The 19,711-nt window shown below is 72.9% G+C and carries 16 protein-coding genes and 3 pseudogenes; 11 read left to right on the forward strand and 8 right to left on the reverse strand.

The genetic code is table 11. The annotated features are described in order from the left end of the window. Nucleotides 1–17: 17 nt before the first annotated feature. The 5 genes and pseudogenes from ACQ95T_RS17665 to ACQ95T_RS17685 form a co-directional block, all read right to left on the reverse strand. Entirely contained in the window at nt 18–986 is a 969-nt protein-coding gene (locus ACQ95T_RS17665) for a branched-chain amino acid ABC transporter permease (protein WP_431473202.1), read from the reverse strand. Nucleotides 987–1,079: 93 nt separating this feature from the next. Then, nucleotides 1,080–1,952 carry a branched-chain amino acid ABC transporter permease gene (locus tag ACQ95T_RS17670; protein ID WP_425942209.1) on the reverse strand — a complete coding sequence of 291 codons (873 nt, stop codon included), beginning with the start codon at nt 1,950–1,952 and terminating at the stop codon, nt 1,080–1,082. A 72-nt stretch (nt 1,953–2,024) separates the two neighbouring features. Further along, nucleotides 2,025–3,530: an AMP-binding protein gene (locus tag ACQ95T_RS17675; protein ID WP_431473203.1), complete on the reverse strand. Its 1,506-nt coding sequence runs from the start codon at nt 3,528–3,530 to the stop codon at nt 2,025–2,027. Between the two features lie 95 nt (nt 3,531–3,625). Next, a pseudogene (locus tag ACQ95T_RS17680) lies at nt 3,626–4,027 on the reverse strand (AMP-binding protein); the annotation flags it as partial. A gap of 1 nt (nt 4,028) precedes the next feature. Further along, nucleotides 4,029–4,946 carry an ABC transporter ATP-binding protein gene (locus tag ACQ95T_RS17685; protein ID WP_425942213.1) on the reverse strand — a complete coding sequence of 306 codons (918 nt, stop codon included), beginning with the start codon at nt 4,944–4,946 and terminating at the stop codon, nt 4,029–4,031. A 150-nt stretch (nt 4,947–5,096) separates the two neighbouring features. On the opposite strand from ACQ95T_RS17685, the pseudogene ACQ95T_RS17690 reads away from it, so the two are divergent. The 5 genes and pseudogenes from ACQ95T_RS17690 to ACQ95T_RS17710 all read left to right on the forward strand — a co-directional run. Beyond that, a pseudogene (locus tag ACQ95T_RS17690) lies at nt 5,097–5,243 on the forward strand (hypothetical protein); the annotation flags it as partial. Between the two features lie 433 nt (nt 5,244–5,676). Further along, nucleotides 5,677–5,862 carry a hypothetical protein gene (locus ACQ95T_RS17695; protein ID WP_431473923.1) on the forward strand — a complete coding sequence of 62 codons (186 nt, stop codon included), beginning with the start codon at nt 5,677–5,679 and terminating at the stop codon, nt 5,860–5,862. 148 nt (nt 5,863–6,010) lie between these two features. Continuing rightward, nucleotides 6,011–7,870 carry an acyl-CoA synthetase gene (locus ACQ95T_RS17700; RefSeq protein ID WP_431473204.1) on the forward strand — a complete coding sequence of 620 codons (1,860 nt, stop codon included), beginning with the start codon at nt 6,011–6,013 and terminating at the stop codon, nt 7,868–7,870. A 638-nt stretch (nt 7,871–8,508) separates the two neighbouring features. Continuing rightward, nucleotides 8,509–8,919 carry an excisionase family DNA-binding protein gene (locus ACQ95T_RS17705; protein ID WP_431473205.1) on the forward strand — a complete coding sequence of 137 codons (411 nt, stop codon included), beginning with the start codon at nt 8,509–8,511 and terminating at the stop codon, nt 8,917–8,919. A 4-nt stretch (nt 8,920–8,923) separates the two neighbouring features. Beyond that, nucleotides 8,924–9,478: a PIN domain-containing protein gene (locus ACQ95T_RS17710; protein ID WP_425942221.1), complete on the forward strand. Its 555-nt coding sequence runs from the start codon at nt 8,924–8,926 to the stop codon at nt 9,476–9,478. 172 nt (nt 9,479–9,650) lie between these two features. Here the strand turns inward: ACQ95T_RS17710 and ACQ95T_RS17715 are convergent, their stop codons facing one another. Further along, nucleotides 9,651–10,394: an esterase family protein gene (locus ACQ95T_RS17715; RefSeq protein ID WP_425942223.1), complete on the reverse strand. Its 744-nt coding sequence runs from the start codon at nt 10,392–10,394 to the stop codon at nt 9,651–9,653. 646 nt (nt 10,395–11,040) lie between these two features. Here ACQ95T_RS17715 and ACQ95T_RS17720 point away from each other — a divergent pair. Then, complete coding sequence (locus ACQ95T_RS17720) at nt 11,041–12,120, forward strand: sensor histidine kinase (protein WP_431473206.1); 1,080 nt, start codon at nt 11,041–11,043, stop codon at nt 12,118–12,120. Further along, on the forward strand, nt 12,117–12,806 hold the full coding sequence (locus tag ACQ95T_RS17725) for a response regulator (protein ID WP_425942227.1): 690 nt from the start codon (nt 12,117–12,119) through the stop codon (nt 12,804–12,806). Before ACQ95T_RS17720 ends, ACQ95T_RS17725 begins: the two co-directional genes overlap by 4 nt. Nucleotides 12,807–13,006: 200 nt before the next feature. On the opposite strand, the gene ACQ95T_RS17730 is transcribed toward ACQ95T_RS17725, so the two are convergent. Further along, complete coding sequence (locus ACQ95T_RS17730) at nt 13,007–13,420, reverse strand: hypothetical protein (protein ID WP_425942229.1); 414 nt, start codon at nt 13,418–13,420, stop codon at nt 13,007–13,009. Between the two features lie 248 nt (nt 13,421–13,668). Between ACQ95T_RS17730 and ACQ95T_RS17735 the strand changes: the two genes are divergently transcribed. The 4 genes and pseudogenes from ACQ95T_RS17735 (at nt 13,669) to ACQ95T_RS17750 (ending at nt 18,982) form a co-directional block, all read left to right on the forward strand. Next, nucleotides 13,669–14,475, forward strand: coding sequence for a 4-hydroxy-tetrahydrodipicolinate reductase (locus ACQ95T_RS17735; protein ID WP_425942231.1), 807 nt, complete (start codon nt 13,669–13,671; stop codon nt 14,473–14,475). A gap of 35 nt (nt 14,476–14,510) precedes the next feature. After that, nucleotides 14,511–15,532 (forward strand): annotated as a pseudogene (gene dapA / locus ACQ95T_RS17740) (4-hydroxy-tetrahydrodipicolinate synthase). Continuing rightward, nucleotides 15,529–16,446 (forward strand): 2,3,4,5-tetrahydropyridine-2,6-dicarboxylate N-succinyltransferase, encoded by a 918-nt coding sequence (locus ACQ95T_RS17745; RefSeq protein WP_431473207.1) that lies wholly within the window; start codon nt 15,529–15,531, stop codon nt 16,444–16,446. Before dapA ends, ACQ95T_RS17745 begins: the two are co-directional and overlap by 4 nt. 73 nt (nt 16,447–16,519) lie before the next feature. After that, entirely contained in the window at nt 16,520–18,982 is a 2,463-nt protein-coding gene (locus ACQ95T_RS17750; protein WP_431473208.1) for an aminotransferase class I/II-fold pyridoxal phosphate-dependent enzyme, read from the forward strand. Nucleotides 18,983–19,052: 70 nt separating this feature from the next. Here ACQ95T_RS17750 and ACQ95T_RS17755 read toward each other — a convergent pair whose 3' ends face one another. Next, complete coding sequence (locus tag ACQ95T_RS17755) at nt 19,053–19,694, reverse strand: methyltransferase domain-containing protein (RefSeq protein ID WP_425942241.1); 642 nt, start codon at nt 19,692–19,694, stop codon at nt 19,053–19,055. Nucleotides 19,695–19,711 lie beyond the last annotated feature (17 nt).

Consider the following 19,711-nt stretch of genomic DNA (forward strand, 5'->3'; position numbering starts at 1 on the left):
GGGGTGGTGTGAGGTGACTAGTAGCGGAAGGGCCAGAAGCGGATGTACTCCTTGGCGCGTTCCCACAGCCGGTTGAGGCCGCGGGGCTCGATGATGAGGAACAGGATGATGACCAGGCCGAAGATCGCGTTCTGGATCGCCGGGAGCTGGCTGGACAGCCACGGGGCGGCGGGGCCGACGACGTCGGCGAGCTCGCGGATGAGCACCGGCAGCAGGGACATGAAGACCGCGCCGTAGACGGCGCCGGCGATGCTGCCCAGGCCGCCGACGATGATCATCGCCAGGTACATGATCGAGACGTTGAGGGTGAACGCCTCCCAGGTGACCGTCTCGGTGTAGTGCGCGGTCAGCGCGCCGGCCAGGCCGACGAACCCGCTGGAGACCGCGAACGCGGTGAGCTTGGCCCGGGTGATGTTGACCCCGATCGCCTCGGCGGCGATGTCCTGGTCGCGCACGGCCATGAACGAGCGGCCCAGGCCGGTGCGGAAGAGGTTGCGGGCGGCCATCACGGCGATCCCGGCCAGGACCACCAGGATCCAGTACCAGCTCTGCTCGAAGGACTCCCGCGGCAGCGTCCACCCGAAGACGTCGAGCCGGGAGAGGCTGATGAAGCCGCGGTCCTCGGTCAGCCAGCCCCAGCGGCGGATGATGAACTCGATGATCTGCTGGGAGGCCAGGGTGGCGATCGCCAGGTAGAGGCCCTTGAGCCGCAGGCCGGGCAGGCCGAAGAAGGTCCCGATCACCGCGGTGAAGACCACCGCGGACGCGATCGCGAGCGGGACCGGCATACCCATCCGTTCGGAGAGGATCGCCGAGCTGTAGGCGCCGACCGCGAGGAAGCCGCCCTGGCCCAGGCTGATCTGGCCGGTGTAGCCGACGAGGATGTTCAGGCCCACGGCGCCGATGACGGCGATGAGGATCGTGTTGACGATCGAGAGCCAGTAGTTGTCCAGCACGAACGGCAGGACGACGAGGAGGGCCAGCATGAGCCCCAGGCGGAAGAGCTCCGCGCGGGTGCTGCGCAGCGCAGCTCCGAGGAGTACGTGCGGTGGTAGATGCCGGTTGCGGTCGCCATCGCTTCAGACCCTCTCGATCCGCTGCTCGCCGAAGATGCCGTAGGGCCTCACCAGCAGGATGAGCACCAGCACCACGTAGGGGATGACCGTGGCCAGCCCCGGGTCGAGGTAGCCGGAGACGAACTGCTTGAGCAGGCCGATCGTCAGCCCGCCGACGATGGTGCCGGGGACGGAGTCGAGCCCGCCGAGGATGACGACGGGGAAGACCATGAGGCCGAAGGCGGCCAGGTTCTGGTCGACCGCCGAGATGTCGGCCAGCAGGACGCCGGCGATGAGGGCCGAGACGGCGGCCAGCACCCAGGCGAGGGCGAAGATCCGCCGCACCGAGATGCCCATCGTCATCGCCGCCTGCTGGTCGTCGGCGACGGCGCGCATCGCGATGCCATGCCGGGAGCGGCGGAAGAAGATCGTGAAGGCGGTCAGCACGATGGCGGCGATGAGGATGACGAGCAGCCGGTTGAGCGGCACCGTCGCGCCGAAGAACTCCACGGAGCCGCGCGGCAGGATCGCCGGCTGGCTCTTGGGGCTGGTGCCGTAGAACATCTGCACCAGCGCCGAGAGCAGCATCGACAGGCCGATCGTCACCATGATGATGCTGATCGGGTCCTCCCCGACCATCGGCCGCAGGATGAACCGCTCGACGACCACACCGACGATCGTGGCGACGACGACGCCGACCGCGACGGCCGCGATGAGCGGGAGCCCCAGGACGACGAAGGCCGTGTAGAACATGTAGGCCCCGACGAGCAGGAACTCGCCCTGGGCGAAGTTGATGACGCTCGTGGCCTTGTAGATCAGCACGAAGCCGAGCGCGGCCAGCGCCAGGATCGCCCCGTCGGCCAGTCCGTAGACCAGCAGGTTCAGAAAGGCGCTCACAACGTCTCCTCCGACCAGCTCCGCGGGTGCCTGCGGGCCTCGCAGGCTCGTGTCCTCGTCACCCTGTCGCTCTCATCGGCGGCCGCTCCAGACGGGTCGACGACCCCGGCCTTCCGGGATCGAGTAGGTGGTCAGGTCGAAGATCGTCAGCGACAGCTCGCGCAGGACCGAGCTGCCGTCCTGGTAGGTCACCCGGCTGGAGATGCCCACCGAGTCGTCCCCCCGGCGCAGCGAGGCGATGAGGTCCGCATAGCGCTCGTCGATGACGTTGCGCCGCACCTTGCGGGTGCGGGTGATCTCGTCGTCGTCGGGGTCGAGCTGCTTGTGCAGGAGCAGGAAGCGGGCCACCCGGATCGACTCGGGCAGGTCCTCGTTGGCCCGGGTGATCTCCTCGGCGAGGAGCTCGTAGACCTCGGGCTTGCCGGCCAGGTCGGTGTAGGTCGTGTAGCTGAGCCGCTCGTGCTCGGCCCACGACCCGACGGTGCCGGGGTCGATGGTGATCATCGCGGTCATCCGCTCGCCCTCGCGGGTGGGGCCGAAGACGACCGCCTCCTCGACGTAGGGGCTGAACTTCAGCTTGTTCTCGATGAACGCGCTGGAGTAGCGGCTGCCGTCGGGCGCGGTGAGCACGTCCTTGGCCCGGTCGATGACGACCAGGTGGCCGTCCTCGTCGAGGTAGCCGGCGTCGCCGGTGTGCAGCCAGCCCTCGGCGTCGACCGTCTTGGCGGTCTCCTCCGGCTGGCGGTGGTAGCCGCGGAAGATCGAGGCGGACCGCAGCAGGATCTCGCCGTCGTCGCTGATCCGCAGGTCGGTGCCTGGGATCGGCTGGCCGACCGTGTTGAAGGCGATGTCGTCGTCGCGGTGGACCACGGCGATGCCGCAGATCTCGGTCTGGCCGTAGATCTGCTTGAGGTTGACGCCGATGGCGTGGAAGAAGCGGAAGACGTCCGGCCCCAGCGGCGCACCGCCGGTGTAGGCGCGGCGCACCCGGGACAGGCCGAGCTGGTCGCGGACCGGGCGGGTGCTGACCTGGTCGGCGACCCAGCCGAGCGGGCCACCCCCGCCCCTGCCCTGGACGCGCGCCTGCGCGGCCCGGTCCCCCACGTCATACCCCCATCCGAAAATCTTGCGCTTGAGCCAGCCGGCCTCGTCGATGCGCACCTGGACCTCCGAGAGCATCGACTCCCAGATGCGCGGCGGGGAGAACATGACGTCCGGCCCGATCTCGCGCAGGTCGTTGCGCTGGGTGGAGGCGTCCTCGGGGAAGGAGATCGTCAGGCCGCGGGAGAGGCCGATCGCCACCGCAAGCATCTGCTCGCCGATCCAGGCGAAGGGCAGGAAGGAGACGTAGCGGAAGGTGTGGTCGGCCGGGTCGATCTCGGTGAGGTGGTCGGCCATCGTCAGCAGGTTGCGGTGGGACAGCTCGCCGAGCTTGGGCTTGGAGGTCGTGCCCGAGGTGGTGCAGATGACCGCGATGTCCTCGGGGGTGCTGCGGGCGATCTCGTCCTCGAACCAGGTCGGGTGCGTCTCCGCGCGCCGGCGGCCCTGCGCCTCGACCTGGGTGAAGTCCACAGCCACGGGTCGTCGTAGGCCTCCAGCCCGTGCGGGTTGTAGGAGACGACGCGCTCCACGAGCAGGCTGTCGCTGGTCTCGCGCAGGCGGAGCAGCTTGTCGACCTGCTCCTGGTCCTCGGCGACGACGACGCGGGCGCGCGACGTCGTGAGGATGTGCTCGAGCTCCTCCCCGATGGAGGTGGGGTAGATGCCCACGACCGCGGCGCCCATGCTCTGGGCGGCCAGCTCGGCGATGAGCCACTCGGGGCGGTTGTCGCCCAGGACGGCGACGATCTCGCCGCGCTGCACGCCGTACCCCGCCAGCCCGTGGGCGAAGTCCTCGACCCGCTGGCGGTAGTCGGCCCAGGTCAGCGGCTGCCAGATGCCGTAGAGCTTCTCCTGCATGGCGATGCCGTCGGGACGGGTGGCGGCCAGGTCCAGGAGCAGGCGGGGGAAGGTGGCGGTGTCCAGGTCGACCGGGGTCTGGTCGGTCTTCTTCATCCTGGTGCTCGCGGTCGCCATGTCAGCCCTCCGTCCTGGTCGCGCCGGCGGCGGGTGCGGGGGCCTGGGCGTCCTCGTCCTCGTCGGCGCCGAGGTAGGCCTCGACGACCGCGGGGTCCTTCTTGACCTCGTCGGGCGTGCCGTCGGCGATGAGCTTGCCGAAGTCCAGGACGCTGACCTTGTCGGAGACGTCCATGACGACGTTCATGTCGTGCTCGATGAGCATGACGGTGACGCCGGCGAGCTCGTGGACGTCGAGGACGTAGCGGGCCATGTCCTCCTTCTCCTCGGCGTTCATGCCGGCCATCGGCTCGTCGAGGAGCAGGAGCGCGGGCTGGATGCACAGGGCCCGGCCGAGCTCGACCCGCTTCTGGATGCCGTAGGCCAGGGCGCCGACCGGCTTGTTGCGGAACTCCTGCAGCTGGAGCAGGTCGATGACCTCCTCGACCAGGTGGCGGTGCTCGATCTCCTGCTTGCGGGCCGGGCCGAACCAGAGCATGGAGGCCAGGACGCTGTGCTTCATGTGGATGTGCCGGCCGAGCATGAGGTTCTCCAGCACCGTGAGGTGGGAGAAGAGCTCGATGTTCTGGAAGGAGCGGGCCACGCCGAGGCGGGCGACCTTGTAGGGCGGCAGCTGGGTCAGCAGGTGGTGGCCCTCGGCGACGTCCTTGCCGGAGACGTCCTGCCCGCCGCCGGTGTGCAGGCGGATCTGGCCCTCCTGCGGGTGGTAGATGCCGCTGATGCAGTTGAGCAGGGAGGACTTGCCGGCGCCGTTGGGGCCGATGATCGCGTGCACGTCGCCCTGGGTGACGGTGAAGGAGACGTTGGTCAGCGCCTTGACGCCGCCGAATCGCAGCGAGATGTCGTCGACCTCGAGCAGCGGCAGGCCGGCCGGGCGGCTGCTGCCGTTGAGCGAGTGCTGGTAGGCCCTGGTCAGCACGGGCGGGTCCTCGTCACGGGGGCTCCTCGGTCGTCGTCGATCCGTTCGGAGACTGACGCTACATTTTCACTATCTGAAATCAAGCGTTGTCTACAGAAAGTTTCTGCCGGATGGTGGTACGAAGTCGACACGTGGTGGAAGATGGCCCTCATGCCCAACCATGACGCAGGGGGCGAGGCCGCGGCCCGGGGCGGCCTGGGGACCGTCCGCAACGCCGTGCAGCTGCTCGAGCTGCTCAGCGACGGCCCCGCCTACCAGCACCTCACCGACCTGGCCGAGCGCAGCCAGTTCTCGGTGCCGACGGTCCACCGCCTGCTGCGCTCGCTCGTGCTGGCCGACCTCGTCGTGCAGGACCCGCGGTCCTCGCGCTACGGCCTGGGGCCGGAGCTGACCCGGCTGTCCAACCACTACCTCTCGCGACTGCCGCTGCTCGGCGCGCTGGCCCCCTACCTGACCCAGGTGCGCGACCAGGTCGGCGCGACGGTCCGCGTCCAGACGCTCGTGCGCTGCGAGGTCGTCGACATCGACCGGGTGGACGGCCAGGACCGGGGTCCCTACCGCGACACCCACCGCGCGTGCACCACGCGCGCTCGACAGCGCCGGCGGCCGGATCCTCGGGGCCCGCGGCGACACCGACCAGTGGGAACGGCTGCTGCAGACGGCCTCCGAGGATCTGATCGAGATCGCCCGCGGCCAGCAGCAGGCGTGGGCCTCGGCCGACCACCTGGCCGTGACCCCCGAGGACCCGATGCTGCCCGCCGAGGTCGCCGTCCCGGTCGTCGACGGCCAGGGCACGACCGTCGCCGCGCTGGCCGCCACCGTCGACGACACGACCGACGAGGCGCACGTGGCCACCGTCGCCGCCCACCTCGGCCGGGCCGCCCGCGCCGCCGGACGGACGCTCGGCCATGCGTGAGGACGAGGTGACCGTGGCGGGTCGGCCGCCGGCGGACCACGCCGAGGTGAGTGAGCTCCTCGGCATACCCCTCCTCCACCGCCCCGAGCGAGGAAGAGGTGAGCTCCGCCGCATACCCTCGGTCCATGACGGGGCCGGACGAGCTCGCGTGGGCGGGCGTGTGGAGGAGCGGTTGGGGCTGCTGTCCGACCACGGGACGCTGTGGGAGCCCGGCGCGCGGTCCGGGACGTGGATGTCGGGGGCCACGATCAACCTGTCGGTCTCGTGCGTCGAGCGGCACCTGCCCGAGCGCGGCGATCAGGTCGCGCTGCACTGGGAGGGTGAGCCCGGGGACCGGCGGAGCCTGACGTACGCCGAGCTGCACGAGCAGGTCGTGGCGCTCGCGCGGTCGCTGCGGCAGATGGGCGTGGGCGTCGGCGACCGGGTGGGGCTGCACCTGGGCTGGCTGCCCGAGACCGTCGTGGCGATGCTGGCGTGCGCGCGGATCGGAGCCGTGCACACGGTGCTGCCTGCGCCGCTGCCGGTGGAGCCGCTGGCCGACCGGCTCTCGCTGCTGGACCTCAAGGTGCTCTTCACCCAGGACGGTGCGTGGCGGCACGGGACGGTGCTGCCGCTCAAGGCGCGCGCGGACGAGGCGATGCTGGCCGCGGGCGGGATCGAGCACACGGTCGTCGTGGTGCGGCGCACGGGGATGGACGTGCAGTGGTACGAGGGCGACCGCTGGCTCCACGACCTGCTCGCGGGGTCGCGGCCGGGGCTGGACGGGGCGCGGCCGGAGGTGAACGGTGACGCGGTCGCGCTGCCGGTCGACCACCCGGTGGCGAGCATCCCGCTGGCGAACCGGGGCGGCCAGGCCCTCTCGATCGTGCACGGGACCGGGACGATGCTGGCCGGCGCGGTGGCGGTGCACGAGCACCTGTCGACAGGTGGGCCGTTCTGGTGCGTGGGGGACATCGCGTGGGCGGTGACGCAGTTCCACGGGATCTACGGGCCGCTGGCGTGCGGGGGGACGACGGTGATGTACGAGGGCACCCTCGACGTGCCCAACCACCAGCGGGCCTGGGACATCATCCGCCGGTATGACGTGGAGTCCCTCCTCACGAGCCCGTCCGTCATGCGCACGGTGCGGGGGTGGGCCAGGGAGATGCCCGAGGTGTCGGGGATCCCCACGCTGCGCCGGGTGGCGACGGCCGGTGAGCCGGTCGAGGAGGAGCTGGCGTCGTGGCTGCGGGGGGCGTTCGGGGTCGAGGGCACCGAGGTGGCCGACGCGTGGGGGCAGCTGGAGCTGGGCGGGATCGTGCGGATCACCGGGCTGTCCGACGCACCACCGCTGCCGGACTGCGGGCTGACGATCGTGGACGTGGACGGCGTGCCGGTGCCGGTCGGCGAGACCGGTGAGGTGGTGCTGACCCGCCCGTGGGCGGCGACGATGGTCGGCGTCGAGGGCGACTCGTCCGGGGTGGCCGAGGCGCACTGGACGCGGCACCCCGGCGTGTATGCGACCGGTGACCTGGGGCGGTTCGACGAGGACGGGTGCGTGCAGTTCCTCGGCCGGACCGACGACGTGGTGTCGATCTCGGGGCAGCTGGTGTCGTTGCGGGAGGTCCGGGAGGTGCTCACCGAGCATCCCTACGTCGACCGGGCGGAGGTGACCTGGCGGAAGGACCCTGAGCTGGGACGGTCGCTCGTGGCGGCGGTGACGTTGTCGGGAGCGGCGGGGGTGTCGGGCGGGTCTGGTGGGTCGGCCGGTGGCGCCGGCTCGGCCGGTGGCGCGGGTTCGGCCGACCTCGACGCCATCGCCGTGGATCTCATGGACACGGTGCGCGAGCTGCTCGGCGGTCTTGCCCGACCCCGTGCGCTGCTCGTGGTGGACCGGTTCGGCGAGGAGCTGGGCCGCCGGGAGCGGGCGCAGGCCATCGCGACACTGGCCACGCCCGACCGGCTGGGCGCTCCGCGGTCGGTGACCTGGGAACAGGTGCTGGTGGCGGCCGGGCATCCGGTGGGCTGAGGTCCCGGGTCGGGTGTCGGCCGGTCTGCGGGAGGTGCCGCGGCCGTTTCGCGCACTGCCGGCCGGTCGGCCGAAGGTGTCGTCCGGTTTGCACAGACGCCGACCGCGTTTCCGCAGGTCGCGATCCGACGCGGGTGTGCAAAGTGGACGACACCTCCCCGCCACCAGGGTCTGTCAGCCGGCCTCACCCTGACTATCAGCCGGTTGTTGACGTGGCTCACGACAAAACCGCAGGTCACGATGAGGCCCTTCGACAAGAACCGGCCGACAGTGCCCGGAATGAAGCCGAGGACGCCCGCTGAGGGTCGGCACCGCGCCCGATCCGGTCCCATCGACCCCTCCCCATCGGCGGCTCTGGCTACTAGCATCGAGTCCTCGGTGGGAGGAGACGTCATGGGACATCCTGTGCGGTCGGTGGAGCCGGAGACGTACGTGCCGGACGAGGAGGAACAGGCCCAGCTCATCGAGCTGTGCACCGCCCTGGAGGCCAGGAACCGCTCGAGGGTGGAGGCCCAGGCGGGCGTCATCACCGACGACGGCATCCTGCACGAGATCTCGCCGCGGCTGACGGACCTGCTGGCCCGGGTCTGCCGGACGCTGGCCGAGGGGCAGGGCGTCAGCGTGGTCCCGCGTCACCGGTGGCTGACCACGCAGGAGCCGCCGACCTGCTGGGGGTGCCGCGGCCCACGCTGCTCGGGCTGCTCGGTGACGGCACGATCCCCCACGAGATGCGCGGCCGGCACCGGCGGGTCCGGCTCGACGACGTGCTCAGGCACCAGGACGCGCTGCACGGCGAGCGGGCGGATTCGCTGGCGTCCATGCAGGTGGACGCCCAGGTCGAGGGTCTCTACGAGCTGCTCGACGGCCGGCCCGCGCCACCCGGCGGCAGCACCACACCCCCCGGCGGGACGTCACCAACACCCGGCCGCACCACCGCGACCCCCGGCGGGACGTCACCGCCAGCCGGCCGCACCACCACACCCCCCGGCGGGACGTCACCACCAGTCGGCCGCACCACCGCGCCGACCCTCAGCAGGGCAGGGCGGTAGCGCCGTGTTCCCGGTCCTGCTCGACGCCGGCGTCCTCGTCCCGCCCACGCTGGCAGACACCGTCCTGCGGGTCGCCGAGGCCGGGGTGGTCGGCCCCCGCTGGTCCCGGCGGATCCTCGACGAGGTCGCCGAACGGATGGTCTCGGCCGGCGCGTCGGCGAGCGCAGCCTCCCGGCGGGTGGGAGCCATGACCTCTGCCTTCCCCTACGCCGAGGTCGCCGGCCAGGAGGAGATCGAGCCGATCCTCACCAACACCCCCGGTCGCCGTCACGTCCTGGCCGCCGCGATCCGGTCCGAGGCGCACACCGTCGTCACCTTCGACCTGGACGACTTCCCCGCCGAGAGCCTCGAACCCTGGGGCATCGAGACGGTCCACCCGGACCAGTTCATGTCCAGCCAGCTGGACCTCACGCCGGGCCTGGTCCTGGAGGCCCTGGGCCGGCAGTCCGAGGGCTACACCCGACCGCCGCGCCCCATCAGCGAGATCCTGGGCACCCTCGGTCGCAGCGGACTGCCCGACTTCGCCGACGAGTGCCGGCGCTACCTCCCCGAAGGTTGAGCACCGACACGCGAGGGCTGAGCGGTGCTGCGTGCCTGAAGCTGAGCACGACACACGAGGGCTGAGCGGTGCTGCGTGCCCGAGGGCTGAGCACGACACACGAGAGCTGAGCCGCGCTACCTGCCCGGGATCTGAGAGCCCCAGAGCTGAGCACCGACGACCCGCACCAACCTCAGCAGAACCGCGGCAGGTGGTGGGCCAGCTGCTGGCGCCACCACGGCCAGTCGTGCGCCGAGTCGTAGCCCCACACGTCCAGCTCGTGCGGGATCTGCTTCTGGGCGAGCAGGTCGGCGAGCTGGTGGGCGCCGGGCAGCGACTTGGTCGGGTGCACCTCAAAGGCCCCCTGCCCCACGACCAGCACGATGCTGGCGTTCGCCCGCACCCAGTCCAGGTGGCCGTCGTCCATCCCCGGGACGTATGCGCACGGGTTGGCGAAGTAGGTCGCCTCGCCCAGGTCGCCCCAGCAGTGCCAGGACGTCGGGTCGTAGTTGCCCGACAGGCCGATCGCCACCGGGAAGACGTCGGGCCGCTTCAGCCCGAAGTTCACCGCGTGGAAGGCGCCCATGCTGCACCCGGTCGTCACGATGCCCGAGTGGCCGGGCGAGTCGTCGCTGATCCGCGGCACGACCGTCTCCAGGATCCACCGCTCGTAGACCCCGTGCCGCCGCGCCCGCTCCTCGGTCGGCAGGCTGTTGTCCGACCAGCTCACGTGGTCGAAGGCGTCCACGCAGTAGAGCTTGACCCGTCCCCCGTCGATCAGGTCGCGGATCGCGTCGATCATCCCGTTGTTCTCGAAGTCCCACGCGCGCCCGGCCTCGGAGGGGAACACGAGCACCGGCCGCCCCCAGTGGCCGTACCGGATGACGGTCCCGCGGCCCACACCCTCGGTGTCCAGCTCGACCTGCACGCGCTCCATGGGTCCTCCTGGTGCCTGGTCCGCGCCGCGACCGGGACGCTGGACGTGTGCGCCCAGCCTGCCACAACCACACCCCCCGCCGACGGGGCGCAACGTCTCAGGTGACGCCCAGAAATCACTCTCCAGGATGACGCCGTACGCAGATCCGGCGCCCAGACTGGCAGGCGTTGCATCTCGCAGAGACCTCCTACGGGAATCCTCTCCGCCTCGAGGGTGCGGCCGCGCGGTGTTGTCAGGGGTGTCGCGCGCCCGTGGATGCATCGCGCGCTCGTCCCTGCCGCTGCAGGGGGCGGCAGGGACGAGCGCCGACCCCACGGCATACCCCGGCTCTGCTAGGAATGGTCGGCAGAGCCCGCCGCGCCGAGAGGGGGAGGTATGACGTCGCGCACCGACCCTGCCCCGCGGGCCCGGTCCTCGGGCGGGACGCCGACGGGTGCTTCGCGGACGGGTGCCTCACCCGCGGGCGCGTCGCCGGCGCGGGCGGGCTCGCGCCGGGCGTCGTGGTTCCCGCCCGAGCGGCTGCGGCAGGTGGGGTTCGTGCTCGGCACGGTGACGGCATACCTGCTGGACCTGTTCCTCACGATGGCGCCGGCGAGCGAGCGGGTGGGGCACCACTGGCTGGCGTTCGGCCCGGTGGGACGTGGACGTGAGCACGTACGTGATCCTGCTCGCGGGTGCCTACTCGGCGCTGTTCCTGCGCCGGCGCTGGCCGTTCGCGGTGCTCGTCGTGATGACCGTCCTGGCGCTGGTGCTCAGCTACGTCTCCGAGCTCGCACAACCGATCGTCGGCGTGCTGGTGGCCCTCTACGCCACGGCCGCGGTCGTGGAACGGGCCTGGATCGCCCGGACGTCGCTGGTGCTGGGGGTGGTCGCGGTGGCCGGGCAGATCCCGCTGCACCAGGACCGGGGGTACGACGTGCTGATCGCCTCCGCGATCGGGGCGGCCGTGGCCGGCGGGGTGTGGCTGGCCGGGCGGCGGGAGCAGCGGGCGGTGCGCAGCACGGCCGCGCTGAGGGTGGAGCTGGCGCACCTGCAGGAGCACGCGGCCGCGGCCGAGCGGCAGCGGATCGCGCGGGAGCTGCACGACATCCTGGCCCACTCGGTCAGCGCGATGATGATGCAGGCGGCGGCCGGGGGGCGGGCGGTGGCCAGGGCGATCGGGCGGGACGCGGAGGAGGGCGGGGTCGGCGAGGGTGATCCGCGCTGGGCCAGCGTCGAGCAGGCGCTCGCGACCGTCGAGGCGACCGGGTCCCAGAGCATGCGGGAGCTGCAGCGGCTGCTCGGGGCGCTGCGGGAGGACGAGCCGGCGGTCGGCGTGACCACCAGCCCGCCGGGGCTGGAGGCGCTGGAGGACCTCGTCCGGATCACCCGCAGCAGCGGGCTCGTCGTCGAGCGGCACCGTTCCGGGCAGGAGCGGCCGGTGGACTGGTCGGTGGGGCTGGCGGGGTACCGCGTCGTGCAGGAGTCGCTGGCCAACGCCATGAAGCACGGCGGGCAGGGTGCGGTGGTCGAGGTGTTCGAGTCCTGGCTGCCTGGTGAGGTGAGGCTCCAGGTCCGGTGCCGGTCCGGGCACCAGGGGTTCCGGCCCGACGCCCGCGGTGGCGGCAAGGGGCTCGTCGGGCTGCGGCAGCGGGTGGAGCTCGTCGGCGGTCGGTTCGAGGCCGGGTGGGTCGGGGACGAGTTCGTCACGACGGCCGACCTGCCGCTGACCGGAGCGGCCCCGTGATCCGGATCGTCGTCGCGGACGACCAGGCGGCGGTGCGCGGAGGGCTGTCGATGATGCTCTCCGCCGAGCCGGACGTGCAGGTGGTGGGGACGGCCGAGGACGGGGTCCAGGCGGTGGCGATGGCCGAGCGGGAGCACCCCGACGTGGTGGTCATGGACATCCGGATGCCCGGGATCGACGGGGTGGAGGCGACCCGGCGGATCACCGAGGGGCACGCCGCGCACGAGCCGGGCCGGCGGGGCGGACGGTGCAGCGAGACGGTCGCGGTCCTCGTGCTGACCACGTTCGACCACGACGACGTGCTCTACGGGGCGCTGAAGGCGGGGGCCTCGGGCTACCTGCTCAAGCAGTCCGCGCCGTCGACCCTCGTCGACGCGGTCCGGGTCGTGGCCGACGGGGGGTCGTGGATCGACCCGAGCGTGGCCGGGAAGGTCATCGCCACCCTGCGGGCGAGCTCACCGGTCGACGGCCGAGGGCGCCCCACGCTGGAGAACCTCTCGCCGCGGGAGGTCGAGGTGCTGCGGCTGATGGCGGACGCCCCCACCAACGCCGAGCTGGCCGAGATGCTGTTCGTGTCCGAGGCCACGGTGAAGACGCACATCTCGCGGCTGCTCATGAAGACGGGGTCGCACGACCGGGCCCAGCTGGTCGCGCTGGCGTACCGCTCGGGGCTCGTGCGTCCCTGAGGCGCGGGGCCTGCCGCCAAGGGGGGCGCGCCGAGGGGTTGGGAGGGTTGCACGGCGGGAGGGGTTGCACCGCGGGACGGGTCGCACCGCGGGACCGGTTGCCCGGTGGACGGGTTGCACACCGAGGGCGGCGGACGCGTGAGTCCGCCGCCCTTGGGGGATGGTTTCCGATTCGATGGCCCTGCAGCGAGGGTCCGGGGTCAGCCGGCCAGCTTGGGGCAGTGCCGGAAGGCGGGGAAGTCGGGGTCGGGCTCGATGAGCTCGAGGTAGAGGGGCACCGTGCCCTCTGGCGTGGGGACGGTGCCGATCTCGACGAAGACGCCCGTGCCCATGACCTTGGAGTTGGGCTGGTCGTAGTTGAAGACGATCCTCATCCCGTCATTGTGCGGGGCAAGCCCACCGATGAACCCGCTGGCCTGCAGCGGCTTCGCGAAGTTGTCGGCCTTGCTGCCGCCGCTGATACCCGGCGGGCTCAGCTCGCCCTGGCCGGAGCACCACTGTCCGACGATCTCGTGGACGGTGGCCGAGGCAGGGGCTGCGGTCATGATCATCGCTGCAGGGGCCACCGCGAGGGCGGCCGAAGCGGCGAGGTACTTCCTGAGCGATCTGTTCATGATGTCTCCCGAGGCGACGTCCGGTCGACCTGGCTGGCCGAAGGTGACGCAACGTCAAGCGTGGCACCGTGGACAGGTCCGTGGCAACGCCCGTACCAACTTCTTCTCCATCCACGGGACGTCCACGACCGGATCGCCACCCAGCGACAGGAGATCGTCCCGTCACTCCCCGCGATCGCCGTACACACCCTTTCTGACCTGCGGAAACGTGGTCCGACAGGGCGCCTGGACGGCGGCATACTCAATGCATGCCCCTCTCCGTCGGACTCCTCGGCACCGGCCGCCTCGGCGCGGCGGTCCGCGCTGCTGCCGCGCCCCGCGACGACGTCGAGATCGTCTGGGCGGTCGGCCGAGGCGCCGAGCTCGAGAGTCTGCCGCCCGTCGACGTCGCGATCGACGTCAGCAACGCCGCCGCGGTCCCCCAGCACCTCGGCTGGGCGCGGCGCACCGGCACGCCGATCGCCGTCGGCACCACCGGCTGGGACCGGGCCCTGGTGCCCGACGACGTCGACGTCCCCGTCCTGCTCGCCTCCAACTTCTCCCTCGGCGTCGCCCTGGTCGAGCAGCTGGCGCGGGTGCTCGGACGGTATGCCGCGCACGCCCCCTCCCCCGTCGACCTGGCCGTCACCGACACGCACCACCGGCACAAGGTGGACGCACCGAGCGGCACGGCGATCGTCCTGCGGGACGCACTCGTCGACGGCGCCGGCAGTGACGTCCAGGTCCAGACCACCAGCCTGCGGGTCGGTGAGGTCGTCGGGCGGCACGAGGTCGTCGCGGCCTCAGCGCTGGAGACGATCGCGCTCACCCACGAGGCCCACGACCGGGCCGTCTTCGCGACCGGCGCCCTGACCGCCGCCCGCTGGCTGGTCGGCCGCCCGGCCGGTCGCTGGTCGATGGCCGACCTGGCGGCCGAGCAGCTCGGCGACCTCGCCGGCCGCTCGGGCAGCCCCGCACCGGAACCGGGCGGGAGCGACCCCGACCCGGGCCGCGCGCACGGCATACCCCCCACCCCTTCGACCCCCGGCGCACCCGCGCCGCACGCGGCCGCCTGACCGGGCGCGCCGCATACCCCCGAGGAAGGTCCACCATGTCCGTCCACCTGGCTGCTGCCCCGTTCACCGGTCTCGGCGTCGCCCTGGCGACCCCGTTCACCACCGGCACCGACGCGGTCGGGGCGGGGCGAAAGCCGGAGGTGGACCACCCGGCGTACGCGCGGCTGCTCGACCACGTGCTCGCCGACGGCCGGGGCGTCGACTTCCTCGTCGTGCTCGGCTCGACCGGTGAGGCCGCGACGGTGACCGACGCCGAGCGGCACGCCCTCGTGCGGCAGGCGGTCCAGCACGTCGGCTCCGCGCGACGTCAGGGTCGGCTGGGGCGGCGCGTCCCGGTCGTCGTGGGCGTCGGGCACAACGACACCGAGCGCACCTGCGAGCTGGCCGCCGAGGCCGTGGCCGCAGGGGCGGACGGGCTGCTGGTCGTCACGCCGTACTACAACAAGCCGCAGGTCAGCGGTCTGGTCGCGCACTTCCGGGCCGTCGCACAGGCGGCGCCGGGCGTGCCGATCGTCGCGTACAACGTGCCCGGCCGCACCGGCACGACCTCACCCCCGAGGCGATGCGGCGGATCTGGGAGGTCGACGAGGTGGTCGCCGTCAAGGAGTCCTCCGGCGACCTGCGGCAGATCGCGCGGATCTGCCAGGAAGCGCCCGCGGGGCGGGTCGTGCTCGCGGGCGACGACGACCTCGCGCTGGCCTCGATCGCCGTCGGTGCGCAGGGGCTGGTGTCGGTGTGCGGCAACGTCGCCCCGGTCGAGACCGCGCAGCTCGTGCGGGCGGCGCGGTGCGGGGATCTGGAGGGTGCGCGGGCGGCGTTCGCGTCGTTGGCGCCGCTGATGGAGGCGATGTTCGTCGAGACCAACCCGGTGCCGGTCAAGGCCGCGCTCGCATGCCTCGGGCTGGGGACGGCGATGGTGCGGCTGCCGCTGTCACCGGCCGAGCCGGGGACCTGGTCGCAGGTGCAGACCGCGCTCGCCGGGGTCGTCGCCGCCCGCCGGGCCGCCCGGACGGATCCGCCGGCGCGGGAGAGCCTGGGCGGACGGGTGGCGTCGTGACGGTGGAGACGCAGGAGCAGACGGAGAGGAACGACGTGGACGAGGTGGAGGTGCCGGGCCAGGCGCAGGCGGGTGAGCGGCAGGTGCCGGGCCAGGCGCAGGCGCCGGGTGCGTCGCAGGTGCCCGGCCAGGCGCAGGCGCCGGGTGGCGAGCGCCCGGTCGAGACGCCCGAGCAGGTCGAGCAGCTCCTCGCCGACCTCGAGGCCGGGACGGTCCGGGCGGCGACCCGCGACGCGGACGGTCGGTGGTCGGCGCACGCCTGGGTCAAGGAGGGCATCCTCACGGCCTTCCGGCTCAGCGACACCGTCGAGATGGAGTGGCCCGGCGGTGCGGTCGACAGGTCGCTCGTGCCCGCGCGCACCTTCGGGGCGGTCGACGGCATCCGCGTCGTGCCGGGCGGGACCTCGGTGCGCCGTGGTGCTCACGTGGCGCGTGGGGTCGTCGTCATGCCCCCGAGCTATGTCAACGTCGGCGCGTACGTCGGTGCCGGGACGATGGTCGACAGCCACGTGCTCGTCGGCTCCTGCGCGCAGGTCGGCGAGCGCGTCCACCTCTCGGCGGCCGTCCAGCTGGGCGGCGTGCTCGAGCCGGTCGGCGCCCGCCCGGTGGTCGTGGAGGACGACGTCTTCGTGGGGGCCCAGTGCGGTCTCTACGAGGGGGGGGTGGTCGTCCGCTCGCGCGCCGTCCTCGCGCCGGGGGTCGTGCTGACGGCCGGGACGACGGTGTACGACCTGGTCGAGGAGCGCGAGTGGCAGGGTGAGGTGCCCGAAGGCGCGGTCGTGGTGCCCGGGTCCCGCCCGGCCCGCGGCGACTACGCCGACGTGCTGGGGCTCTCGCTCTACGCTCCGGTGATCGTCAAGTACCGCGACGCCGGGACCGACGCCGCCACGGTGCTCGAAGGGACGCTGCGGTGAGCGTCGCCCAGGCCCTCCTCCGGGGGGTCGCTCCGGTGAGCGTCGTCCAGCCTCTCCTCCGGGGGACGCTCCGGTGAGCGTCGCCGCACGGGTGGGCGGGCTGGCCGTCTCGCCCATCCGACGCATGGCCGTGGGCGCTCCCGAGGGCACCGTCAGCCTGGCCCTCGGCGAGCCCGGCTGGCCGATGCCGGCCCCCGCCCGCCGGTCCCTCGCGCACCAGGGCCGGGCAGACGGGCCGCTCCCCTACGGCCCCAACTCCGCCTCCCCCGAACTGGTCGCGGCGGTGGCGGGGCAGCACGGCATACCCCTCGCGTCGGAGCAGGTCATGGTGACTTCCGGCAGCCAGGCGGCGCTGTTCGCGCTGTTCCACGCGCACGTCGAGGCGGGCAGCGCGGTGCTGGTGCCGGACCCGGGCTTCGTCGCGTACCGCTCGCTCGCGCAGCTCTGCCAGGCGCACCCCGTGGGGTATGCCGTGGGGCCCGGGGGCGCGCTCGACGCCGACCTTCTCGAGGAGGCGCTGGTCGGGGCGCTGCGGGGCGCGGCTGGACGAGGTGCGCCTGGACGGGGCAGGGCTGCACGAGGTGGGGCTGCACGCGTCGGGGCTGGACGGGGGGACGCGACCGACGGGCCCCGGCCCGTGTCGATGGTCGTCCTCAACCACCCGGCGAACCCGACCGGCGGGCTGGCCGACGCCGATGCCCTGCGACGGGTCGCCGAGGTGTGCGCGCGGCACGGAGTGCTGCTGGTGAGCGACGAGGTGTACCGCGAGCTCTGGCTGGGCGAGCGACCCGCCGGGCTGCACGAGGCCGCCGGGCTGGAGGCGGGGGTGGTGCTGGGGTCGGTGAGCAAGGCGTACGGAGCGCCCGGCCTGCGCGTCGGGTGGGCGGTCGGTCCGGCCGAGGCGCTGGCCCCCGCGCGGATCGTGCACAACGCGATGACGACCGCGCCGGCCAGGCCGTCGCAGGACGCGGCGACCGCGCTGCTGACGTCGTCGGCGGGCGAGGTGCTCCCGGCCGCGCGGCGGGAGGTCACCCGGCGGTGGGAGGTGCTCGCCGAGGTCGCGCCCGAGCTGCGGCGCGCTGGCGGACGAGGCGGCGGGCAGGGCGACGACGCCCGTCACGCCGCGCGCCGGCTTCTACCTCTGGCTCCCCCTCCCCGCCGGGACCGACCCGGTGGACACGACCGCCTTCGCGCTGCGGGTCCGCGACGAGGCCCTGGTGACGACGGTGCCGGGCGACGCGTTCGGGCCGGCCGGTGCCGGCTACCTGCGGGTCAGCCTCGGCGGCCCGGTCGAGGAGCTCGTGGAGGGCCTGGTGCGCCTGGCGCCCTGGTGGGAAGGATGATCTTGGCACCCTCGACGACCGACCTGTTCACCTTCGGGGCCGAGCGGCTGCTCGACCTAACGGCCGACCGCGCCGGCCCGTTCTTCGCCTACGACCTGGGCGTCGCGCGCGAGCGGTTCGCGCGGCTGCGGGCCGCGCTCCCGGAGCGGGTACGCCTCGCCTACGCCGTGAAGTCCAACCCGGGCCTGCCGCTGCTGGAGACGTTCTCGGCCGCCGGCGCGTGGTTCGACTGCGCGAGCGCCGGCGAGGTCTCGGCCGTGCTCGCGGCCGGGGGCACGGGCCGGCGGATGGTCTTCGCCGGGCCGGCCAAGTCCGAGCGTGACCTCCACGCGGCGCTCTTCGCCGGCGCCCGCGTCCAGGTGGACGGGATCGAGGACGTGGCGCGGCTGCATACCCTCCACACCGGCGACGACCCCCTCGAGGTGAGCGTGCGGGTGAACCCGGCCTCGGGTGTGTCGGAGGTCGCGACCATCATCGGTGGCGGCGGGCCGAGCGCGTTCGGTGTCGACGAGGAGGAGGTGGCGGAGTTCGTCGCGGCGGCGCGGGCGTACGACCGGGTGCGCATCACCGGCCTGCAGGTGTTCGCGGCGAGCAACGAGCTCGACGCCGGGCGGCTGCTGGCCAACCACCGGACCGCGCTGCGCATCGGTCGGGATCTGGCCGGGCTGCTCGGGCGCGGGCTGGACCTGATCGACCTCGGTGGCGGCCTGGGGGTCAGGTATGCCGCCGGCGAGGCGAGCCTGGACGTGCGCGCCCTGGGTGCGGGGCTGGGGCGGGTGCTCGCGGAGCACCCGTGGTTCACCGGTGAGCTGCTGCTCGAGCCGGGCCGGTGGCTGTCGGCGCCGACGGGGGTCTACTGCGCCCGCGTGGTGCGGACGAAGGTCTCGCGCGGGCAGCGCTTCGTCATGCTCGAGGGCGGGATCAACCACCTGCTGCGACCGCTGCTGACCGGGCAGTCGTTCCCGACCCTGGCGCTGCGGCCGGGGGTGGGGGTGCTGTCGCAGGACCTCGTCCCGACCACGCTCGCCGGACCGCTGTGCACCTCGCTCGACCGGGTCGGCACGGGTGACCTGCCCGAGGACCTGTGTCCGGGCGACGTCGTGGTGTTCGGCCAGGCCGGCGCCTACGCCTTCACGCAGGCGATGAGCCACTTCCTGTCGCACCCGGAACCGGAGCAGGTCTGGCTGGGCTGAGCGGCCGCTCAGCGCCGCCGCGCGACCAGGACTGCCGCGCCATCAGCGCCGGCGCAGGACTGCCGCGCCATCAGCACCGGCGCAGGAGCAGCACCGCCTGGTCCTCCGCCTCCCTCCCCTCCGGGGCACGCACCATCCGGACCACCTCCTGGCACCCTGCCCGATCCAGGAGGTGGGCCATCGCGTCCGCCGTGCGCCGGTAGCGCTCCAGCACCACGGCGTGTCCGTGCCGGCCGTAGGACCCGGCCAGGTCCACGACGCCCTCCCCGGACTGGAACGCGACGAGCAGGTGGCCGCCCGGCCGCAGCACCCGGACGAGCTCGACCAGGACGCCGGGCAGCTCGTCGTCGGGGGTGTGGATCGTCGAGTACCACGCCATCACCCCCGCGAACCGGTCGTCCTCGAAGGGAAGCTCGGCGAGTGAGGCCACCGACAGATCGAGGTCGGGGTGGGTGCGCCGCCCAGCGGCCACCAGCCGGGGTGAGAGGTCCACACCCCTGACCCGGCATCCCCGGTCTGTCAGGTGCCGCGCGATCCGCCCGGCCCCGCAGCCGGCGTCGAGGAGCTCCCCCACGTCCCGCACCCGTTCGACGAAGACGTCGAGAACGGCCAGGTCCAGGGTCGTCTCCGCCCGGGTGTCCGGCAGCAGGCGCGCGTAGTCGTCCGCCACCAGGTCGTAGGCGGTCTGCACCGTGACCTCGGACTGCGCCATCACCCCACCTTCCCGCA

This window comes from Ornithinimicrobium carbonis (genome assembly GCF_050703245.1).
Taxonomy (GTDB): domain Bacteria; phylum Actinomycetota; class Actinomycetes; order Actinomycetales; family Dermatophilaceae; genus Ornithinicoccus.